The organism is Nocardioides luteus, assembly GCF_014648595.1.
Classification (GTDB): Bacteria; Actinomycetota; Actinomycetes; order Propionibacteriales; family Nocardioidaceae; genus Nocardioides; species Nocardioides luteus.
In genome coordinates this window covers 501264-509680 of record NZ_BMRK01000001.1, presented here as the reverse complement: position 1 = coordinate 509680, position 8417 = coordinate 501264, and the positions used below count along the sequence as shown (strand labels likewise).

The 8417-nt window shown below is 69.5% G+C and carries 8 protein-coding genes; 7 read left to right on the top strand and 1 reads right to left on the bottom strand.

The window, feature by feature from the left end; all coding sequences use genetic code 11:
• Nucleotides 1-245 (top strand): HNH endonuclease (locus tag IEY81_RS02490; RefSeq protein WP_189116830.1); only part of this gene is annotated, 245 nt, incomplete at its 5' end.
• 426 nt (nucleotides 246-671) lie between these two features.
• Here IEY81_RS02490 and IEY81_RS02485 read toward each other — a convergent pair.
• Entirely contained in the window at nucleotides 672-2300 is a 1629-nt protein-coding gene (locus IEY81_RS02485; RefSeq protein WP_189116829.1) for a GMC oxidoreductase, read from the bottom strand.
• Nucleotides 2301-2588: 288 nt separating this feature from the next.
• Here IEY81_RS02485 and IEY81_RS02480 point away from each other — a divergent pair, with 288 nt between their 5' ends.
• From IEY81_RS02480 to IEY81_RS02455, 6 genes are read left to right on the top strand one after another with little or no spacing between them, the layout of a single operon-like run.
• Complete coding sequence (locus IEY81_RS02480; protein ID WP_189116828.1) at nucleotides 2589-3932, top strand: hemolysin family protein; 1344 nt, start codon at nucleotides 2589-2591, stop codon at nucleotides 3930-3932.
• Complete coding sequence (locus tag IEY81_RS02475; protein WP_189116827.1) at nucleotides 3932-4990, top strand: hemolysin family protein; 1059 nt, start codon at nucleotides 3932-3934, stop codon at nucleotides 4988-4990. Before IEY81_RS02480 ends, IEY81_RS02475 begins: the two co-directional genes overlap by 1 nt.
• 9 nt (nucleotides 4991-4999) lie before the next feature.
• The gene (locus tag IEY81_RS02470) at nucleotides 5000-5722 is read left to right on the top strand and encodes a CDP-alcohol phosphatidyltransferase family protein (protein WP_189116826.1); all 723 of its coding nucleotides are present in this window, start codon (nucleotides 5000-5002) and stop codon (nucleotides 5720-5722) included.
• Nucleotides 5715-6668, top strand: coding sequence for a DUF881 domain-containing protein (locus IEY81_RS02465; protein WP_189116825.1), 954 nt, complete (start codon nucleotides 5715-5717; stop codon nucleotides 6666-6668). The genes IEY81_RS02470 and IEY81_RS02465 overlap by 8 nt, the downstream gene beginning before the upstream one ends.
• Nucleotides 6665-6997: a small basic family protein gene (locus IEY81_RS02460; protein ID WP_008359542.1), complete on the top strand. Its 333-nt coding sequence runs from the start codon at nucleotides 6665-6667 to the stop codon at nucleotides 6995-6997. Before IEY81_RS02465 ends, IEY81_RS02460 begins: the two co-directional genes overlap by 4 nt.
• Nucleotides 6990-8393: a DUF881 domain-containing protein gene (locus IEY81_RS02455; RefSeq protein ID WP_189116824.1), complete on the top strand. Its 1404-nt coding sequence runs from the start codon at nucleotides 6990-6992 to the stop codon at nucleotides 8391-8393. The genes IEY81_RS02460 and IEY81_RS02455 overlap by 8 nt, the downstream gene beginning before the upstream one ends.
• The last annotated feature ends 24 nt before the right edge of the window (nucleotides 8394-8417 follow it).

Below are 8417 nucleotides of genomic sequence, written 5' to 3'. Positions count from 1 at the left end.
GCCGCGCAGACGGCGGCACGACGAGCGCCGACAACCTCCAGGGCCTCTGTGAAAGATGCAATCAGGCCAAGGAGTCGCTCGGCTGGCAAGCCAGGCCAGCCCCCGACGGCAGCATCACCACCATCACCCCAACCGGCCACACCTACACGAGCCCACCATCCGACATCTGGCAACCAGCCCCACGACTCTCACCAGCAGAGCGCCGGCTCCGCCGCGTACTCCTGCAGCACACCCTCGCTGCCTGATGCTGCGAGAGATCCTCGGATCAACGCTTGACCTTGACGCAACGTCAGGCTTGCACGCTTCTTCCGTGGCCGCAGAAAGGGCCGCCACCAGGACACGAAGCGAAGGAGCAAGACGATGACAAACCGGCTGACTTGGATGATCGGCGACAAGAAGGACTGGAAGCGCATGGAGGCGCGGGCGGCCGTGACGCACGGCTACCCGAGCACGACGCCTACCGGACGAAGCTGCGAGAGGAACTGAACAAGGTCGCGAAGCGTCTCGGATGCGGTCCGAAAACGTAAGAGCCCCGCTGGCGTCTCGGGTCACCAGCGGGGCAAGAACTATGTTGCCGCATCACCCAAACCCTTGCCAATGGTTTTCGGCAAAATCTGCAGAATTTTGCATTGCAGTTTCCTGGCGAGGGTCGGATGAAGGGATTCTGTCGGTCAGATGAGGGTTCCGATGTCCTTGCCGACGATGTTGTCGAGGGCTCGCTCGGCGACCGCGGCGATCGTCATCGACGGGTTGCAGGCGCCGGTGGTGCCGGGGATGAGGGCACCGTCGAGCACGTAGAGCCCGTCCTGACCCTGGACTCGGCCGTCGAGGTCGCAGACGGTGTCCATGTTGGCGCCGCCGAGCGGATGCCAGGTGCTGTTGACGATGGCGTTGGTGTCGATCAAGGCGCCGATGCCGCCGCTGATCTTCGAGACCCGCTCGTGGATGGCGCGGTAGCTGGCCGAGTCGCCACCGAAGGGAAAGCGCAGGCTGACCGAGTCGGTCAGCGAGCTGTAGCGGAAGCTGCCACGGTCGGCACTGACCCCGAAGCCGACCAGCATCGTCGCGCCCAGGTCGAGACCGAGGGGGAGTGGTGGCAGGGACGCCTGGATGACCGTGTTCGCGGTCGCCGGGTCGGCCCAGTCCTGGCTCTGGTAGACGACGGGACCGCCCTGCGTACCGGTCAGGTTCTCGTCGAAGGGGCGCCACATGTAGATGCGGTCGCCGTTGGTGCCCCAGCCCTGACCGAGCTGCTCGGGAAGGTCGGGGATCGCGCCGGTGCCGGCGGCTCGGACCAGCAGCTTGCTGGTGTTGAGCGAGCCGGCCGCCATCACCAGCGCGCGGGTGGTGAGGATCTTCTGCTCCACGACGTCGCCGGCGTCGTTCGTACGGTCCACGTGCACCTCCCAGCGGCCGTCGGCGGCGCGCGCGACGCTGGTGACGTTGTGTCGGGTGGCGACGTGTACGCGGCCGGTGGCCTCGGCCCGCTGGATGTAGGTGACGTCGACGGAGTGCTTGCCGCCGTTGTTGACGCCGAGCGCGCAGTCGCCGTTGGTGTAGGAGGGCGACATCTCACCGCGCAGCTCCGCCAGCGCGTAGGACCAGTCGATCGGCATCGGGATCTTCTGCAGGTCGTAGCCGGCCGCCTCGACCCGCTCGCCGAACGTGCGCGAGACCCGGTAGTTGTCCGAGGCGATCAGCTCGTCGGGCGCGGTCGCGGCACCGAGCATCTTGGCCACCCGCGGGTAGTGGACCCGGTCCATGAGCTCGTAGTCGAGGCCGCCCGGCATCCACGCGTCGAACACCTCCGCGGAGGGCTGCAGCGTCATGCCCTGGTAGACCAGCGAGCCACCACCGACACCGGCCGCGCACATGGCCAGCATGTTCTGCCCGAGGACGGGCTCGAGCAGACCGACGTACGGACCGAAGTTCAGGGGAGTGCCGAGCAGCTTCTGCAGCGGCTTGAGGGCGGCGGGCGCGGTGGTGTGGAAGAGCACTCGCTTGTCGAGGCTGCGCACCGTGGGGAACGTCTTCGCATCCGGCCCCGTCGGCCAGCGGCGGCCGCGCTCGAGGACGGTGACCGGCACCCCGGCCTGGGCCAGCCGCAGCGCGGCCACGCCGCCCCCGAAGCCGGATCCGATGACGACCGCCCGGTGCTCCTCCCGCACCAGTCGTACGCGTCGGGGCGAGCCGGCAGCGGCAGGACCGGCGAGCAGTCCGCTCGCCGTCGCACCAGCGGCACCGGCGGCGCCGGCCAGGAACGTACGTCTGGAGGTTGCGGACGAGGGCTGCGTGGGCATGGTCACAGTGACTACCTCTGCTCGAAGGGGGTGGTGTGCTGCCCGGCAACGCTTGACGAACCGACCAGGTGTGTCAAGGCTCACGCGCCCGTTCTGGACAACGCTGTCCGGTACGCGCCGCATGCCGCAAGGCCCGCACCTGCAACGCAAGCGGCGCAACCACAGCGATGTAGGCTGACGGAACTTCCAACAGCTAAGGACGATCTGAACCCCGATGGACGGACCGCAACCCGGCCAATATCCATGCCCGCTGCTTGACCCGCGGCCGTACCGACCGAGGTACGTGCGGTGACCGAGATCGTGTTCATCTTGCTGGCGCTGCTCCTCGTCGCCGCATGTGGAGTCTTCGTCGCCGCAGAGTTCTCGCTCGTCACCGTCGACCACGCCCAGGTGGAGATGGCCGCCGAGCAGGGCGACAAGGGCGCCCAGGGCGTGCTGAGGGCGATGAAAGAGCTCTCCAGCAACCTCTCCGGCGCCCAGGTGGGCATCACCGTGACCAACCTCGGCATCGGATGGATGTCCGAGCCCGCGATCGCCGAGATCATCGACGCACCGCTGCTCGCCGCCGGCCTGCCCGAAGGAGCGGTCACGGCGATCGCCGTGACCGTCGCGCTGGCGCTCTCCACGATCGTGACGATGCTCTTCGGCGAGCTCGTCCCCAAGAACATCGCGCTCGCCCTGCCGCTGGAGACCGCACGCTTCACCCAGGGCCCGATGCGCGCCTTCACCCGGATCATGCGCGGCCCGATCAAGGTGCTCAACGGCACCGCCAACGCCGTCGTACGCCGGTTGGGCATGGAGCCGCAGGAGGAGCTGCGCTCGGCGCGCAGCTCCGCCGAGCTCTCCTCGCTGATCCAGCGCAGCGCCCACGAGGGCACCCTCGACGCGGACACCGCCGAGCTGATGGAGCGCTCGGTCGAGTTCGGCGCCCGCACCGCGAGCGAGATCATGACTCCCCGCGTACGCGTCAACAGCCTCGACCACAACGACCGTGCCGAGGCGCTGATCGAGCTCACCCGACGTACGGGCAACTCCCGGTTCCCGGTGCTCGACGACAACGAGATCGTCGTCGGCACCGTGCACGTCAAGGCCGCGGTGGCGCTGCCGGTGCACGAGCGGCCGACGGCCAAGGTCAAGCACCTGATGGTGCCGCCGGTGGTCGTGCCCGACTCGCTCCGGCTGGATCCGCTGATGGCGCTGCTGCGCTCGGAGGGGTTCCAGATGGCCGTGGTGCTCGACGAGTACGGCGACCAGGCCGGCATCGTCACCCTCGAGGACGTGATCGAGGAGATCGTCGGTGACATCGCCGACGAGCACGACCCGCTCAGCGCCCGCGCCCGTCTGCGCCGCGACGGGGGATGGTCGCTCTCCGGGCTGCTGCGACCCGACGAGGTCGAGGACATCACCGGCGTCGCCCTGCCCGAGGGGGAGGACTACGACACCGTCGCCGGCCTGGTGCTGAGCCTGCTCGGCCGCATCCCCGAGCGCGGAGCGTCCGCCGAGCTCACCGTGCCCGGCACCCCGCCGCCCGACTCCGATGACGACGACGTCTACGCGAGGTATGTGAAGCTCACCGTGGAGGTCATGGACGGCCGCCGGATCGACCGGATCTCGATGCAGGTGATCGGCTGATGAGCGCCACGATGGGACTTCTGCTCGGCCTGGTGCTGCTGCTCGCCAACGGCTTCTTCGTCGGCTCCGAGTTCGCCCTGGTCTCCGCCCGCCGCAGCCAGATCGAGCCCGCCGCCCAAGGCGGCTCGCAGATGGCCCGGATCACCCTGCGGGCGATGGAGAACATCAGCCTGATGATGGCCGGCGCCCAGCTCGGCATCACGGTCTGCTCGGTGCTGCTGCTGGCGATCACCGAGCCGGCGCTCGCCCACCTGCTCGAACCCGGCTTCGACCTCGTCGGCCTGCCCGACGCGCTCCACCACCCGGTCGCGTTCGTGATCGCGATGCTCGTGGTCACCTACCTCCACGTCGTGGTGGGCGAGATGGTGCCGAAGAACATCGCCCTGGCCGGCCCCGACAAGGCCGCCCTGGTCCTCGGCCCGGCCATCTACGCGGTCGTCTACGTGCTCCGCCCGATCATCGTCGCCTTCAACTTCGTCGCCAACCTGTGCGTCCGCGCGCTCGGCATCGAGCCCAAGGACGAGGTGAGCTCCGCCTTCACCCGCGCCGAGGTCGCCGCGATGGTCGAGGAGTCCCGTGGCGAGGGCCTGCTGGAGGAGGACGAGTACGGCCGCCTGGCCGGCGCGCTCGGCTTCACCGAGAAGACCGTCGCCAAGGTCACCATCCCGATCGCCGACTGGACGATCGTCCAGCGTGGTGCCTCGGGGGCCGACATCGAGGCGGTCTGCGCCTCCACCGGCTACAGCCGCTTCCCGGTCTCCGACGAGGGCGGTGCCCTGCTCGGCTACCTGCACATCAAGGACGTGCTCGAGCCCGACGAGGAGCGGCGCCACCAGCCGGTGCAGAACAAGTGGATCCGTCCGTTCGCCACGGTCACCGCCGACGACGCCCTCCACGAGACGCTCGAGACCCTGCAGCGCCGCGGCGCCCACATGGCCCGGGTCGTCCGCGAGGACGGCAGCACCATCGGGCTGGCGACGCTGGAGGATGTCATCGAGGAGCTGGTCGGAGAGATCCGTGACGCCGCCCACGCCGACGACTCCACCGGCACCGACTAGGGTTGGCGCGTGCCGCGTCCGGTGACAGAGGAGAGCCTGGAGATGCCCAACCGTCGTGCCGGTGATCCCCGCCTGCAACATGGCCGGGACCCGCGGCGACCGCTGGGTTCGAGCGACCGCAACCAGCCCGCGTTCGGCAAGCTGCTCAGCATCCTCCGGCTCGTCTACGCCCCGGTCGTGCTGTGGGCGGTCATGATCGCGAAGGACGACCGGATCGCGCTGGCCGCCTTCGGTCTGGCCGTGGTCACCGACCTGCTCGACAGCTGGCTCAACCGCAAGCAGCTCGACCAGCGCCGCACCGGTGAGCTGCTCGACGTGGTGGCCAACACGGTCTTCGTCCTCGCCGCGACGCTCGCGCTCTGGCGCATCGACGTCGTCCCCGGCCTGATCGCGCTGCTGGTGCCGTTGCGCTACGTCGCCGTGCTCGCGCTCGTCCCGGCGCTCCGCAGCCGCGGGGTGCGTACGCTGCCGGTGCATCTGCTCGGCAAGGTGGCCGCCTTCTGCCTGCTGGCCTCGTTCCCCCTGCTCTATCTCACCCATGACATCCCGGAGACCCTCGACCTCGGCCTGGAGCCCAGCCTGCCGATCCAGCTGGCGCAGGCCTTCGGCTGGGCGTTCGCGCTGTGGGGCATCCTGCTGCTGTGGTGGAGCCTGGTCCTCTACGCCCAGGAGGTGCGTCGCCTGATGGCCACCACGCCACCGCTGGAGAAGGGTGGTGCGGGCCGTGCCTGACCGGATCCCCGACTCCGAGGACCTGCGCGCCTACGTCACCAAGCCGCTCCTCGACCGGATCACCGACCAGTCGATCGACTCCGACTACCGCGCCGCCGCCGAGCGGCGCGAGCCCACCGACGAGCCCATGACCAGGCGTCGACGGCCGGGGCTGCGGGCGATGATCGTCGTCGGCCTCTTCGCGCTGCTGGCCACCACGGCCGCGGTCCAGACCTCTCGCAACGAGGACGTCCGCCAGACCAGCAGACAGGTCCTCATCGACCGCATCGAGCAGCGCCAGGACCGCATCGCCGACCTCCACCAGGAGATCGCCGAGCTCCGCGAGGACAACCAGAGCCGGGAGGCGGCGCTCAACGCGCTCGGGTCGCGCGCCGAGTCGGCCTCCTCGAAGGCCGCCGCGACCGCCGAGGAGACCGGCTTCGCCCCGGTGACCGGCGAGGGCATCAGGATCACCATCGACAACGCACCGGACGGGGTCGAGGGTGGCACCGTGCGCGACTACGATCTCGCTGTGATCGTCAACGGGCTGTGGCAGGCGGGTGCGACCGCCGTCTCCGTCGACGGCCAGCGGGTGACCCCGCGCAGCGGTGTGATCACCTCCGGCGCCACCCTCCGGATGAACGACGTCTCGCTCTCTCCGCCATATGAGGTGTCGGCCATCGGTGACACGCGTACGCTGGCCGCACGCTTCGCCGAGACGGTCTCCGGCGCGATGATCCACGCCACGACGCAGGACTACGGGATGCCCTACCAGGTCGAGAACATCGACCGGCTCACGCTTCCCGCGGCGCCGGCCGCTCTGCTCGAGCTGACCCATCTCGGCGCGAACGAGCGTGACGAGGGCGCCAAGGGCTCTGCGAAGCCCGACGAGAAGCCCAGCAAGAAGCCCAGCAAGAACACCGACGAAGACAAGCAAGAGAACACCGAAGGGGACCGCGAAGAATGATCGCCGTCATCGGCCTAGTGATCGGCATCGTGCTGGGGCTGTTCTTCCAGCCCGAGGTGCCGGTCGGTCTGGCGCCTTATCTGCCGATCGCCGTCGTCGCCGCGCTGGACGCGGTCTTCGGTGCGCTGCGCGCCTTCATGGACGGCATCTTCGACGACAAGGTGTTCGTCGTCTCCTTCATCAGCAACGTCGTCATCGCCGCCGGCATCGTCTACCTCGGTGACCGCCTCGGCGTCGGCGGTCAGCTGTCCACCGGCGTGATCGTCGTCCTCGGCATCCGCATCTTCACCAACGTCGCAGCCATCCGGAGGCACATCTTCCATGCCTGAGCGGAAGAGGCGGCCGACCGCGAAGCGCACCGCGGCCAAGCGCACCCCCGCCAAGAAGACGCAGGCGAAGAAGCCTGCGCCGAAGAAGGCCGTCGCGCCCGTGGAGAAGAACCTCCCCGAGGAGAACGTCGCCGACGAGCAGACGGCGGTCGAGCCCGAGATCGAGAAGGCGGGTACGCCGTCGGCTGACGAGTCGACGCCGAAGGCTGCCGAGGCGGCTGAGCCCGCTGAGGAGCCTGCTGAGGAACCCGCCGGGGATCCCGCGGACGAGACGCCCGAGGAGACAGCGCCCAAGGAGACAGCGCCCGAGGAGACAGCGTCGGAGGAGCCGGGCGATGACACGCCCGAGCCGGTGAGCGATGAGGCCGGCGCCGAGGTCGCGAAGGACGCGCCGGCGGAGCCGGAAGCCGCGGCCGAGGCGCTCGATGAGCCGGAGCCCGCGGAGACCGAAGAGACCACAGCGGCCGAAGAGACCACCGCGACGGCGGAAGCCGCACCTGCCGACGCGCCGGCAGACGAGTCCGTGCCCGAGGACGACGAGCCGGTCGAGGCGGAGCGGTCCGAGACCGATGACGCCGAGGCGCCCGTCGACGTTGTCGCGCCCGCCGTCTCCGAGGAGCCTGAGAAGCCCGAGGAGGCTGAGAAGCCCGCAGAGCCGGCCGAGGAGCCCGAGGAGGAGCCTGCGCCCCTGGTGGGTCGAGCCCGGCTCTTCGACGCGCTCACCCACTTCCGACGCGGCCAGGTGGCCGTGGCGGCGCTGCTCTGCGTACTCGGTTACGGCGCCGTGGTGCAGGTGCAGACCAACGACGAGGACTCGACCTACGCCGGGCTGCGCGAGCAGGAGCTGATCGACGTCCTCTCCGGCCTGGCCGGCACGACCCAGAAGGCCCAGGAGCAGATCGAGGATCTCGAGGCCACCCGCGACGAGCTGGAAGACCAGACCCTCCAGCAGCAGACCGCGCTGCAGCGCGCCGAGGAGCAGGTCGACACGCTCCGCGTCATCGCCGGCACGGTGCCGGTCAGCGGGCCGGGCATCATGGTGGAGATCGACCCCGGCGCCGACCCGCTGCGCCTGACCGGCCTGCTCGACCTGATCGAGGAGCTGCGCACCAGCGGCGCCGAGGCCATGGAGATCGAGGGCGCCGACGGTGAGGCCGTGCGCCTGGTCGCATCGTCGTCGATCGAGGTCAGCCAGCCGGCTCCGGGCCTCAACGTCAGCGGCGAGATGATCAGCCCGCCCTACCGGCTCAAGGTGATCGGCCCGCCCGACACGCTGGCCGGTGCGATCGACTTCTACCAGGGTCCTCAGGACCAGCTCGAGGAGCAGGGCGCCGAGGTGAAGGTCGACTCCGAGGAGAAGATCGACATCGAGTCGATTCACACCGTGTCCCGCTGACCGTTCCGTCGGTGGAGCGCAGTA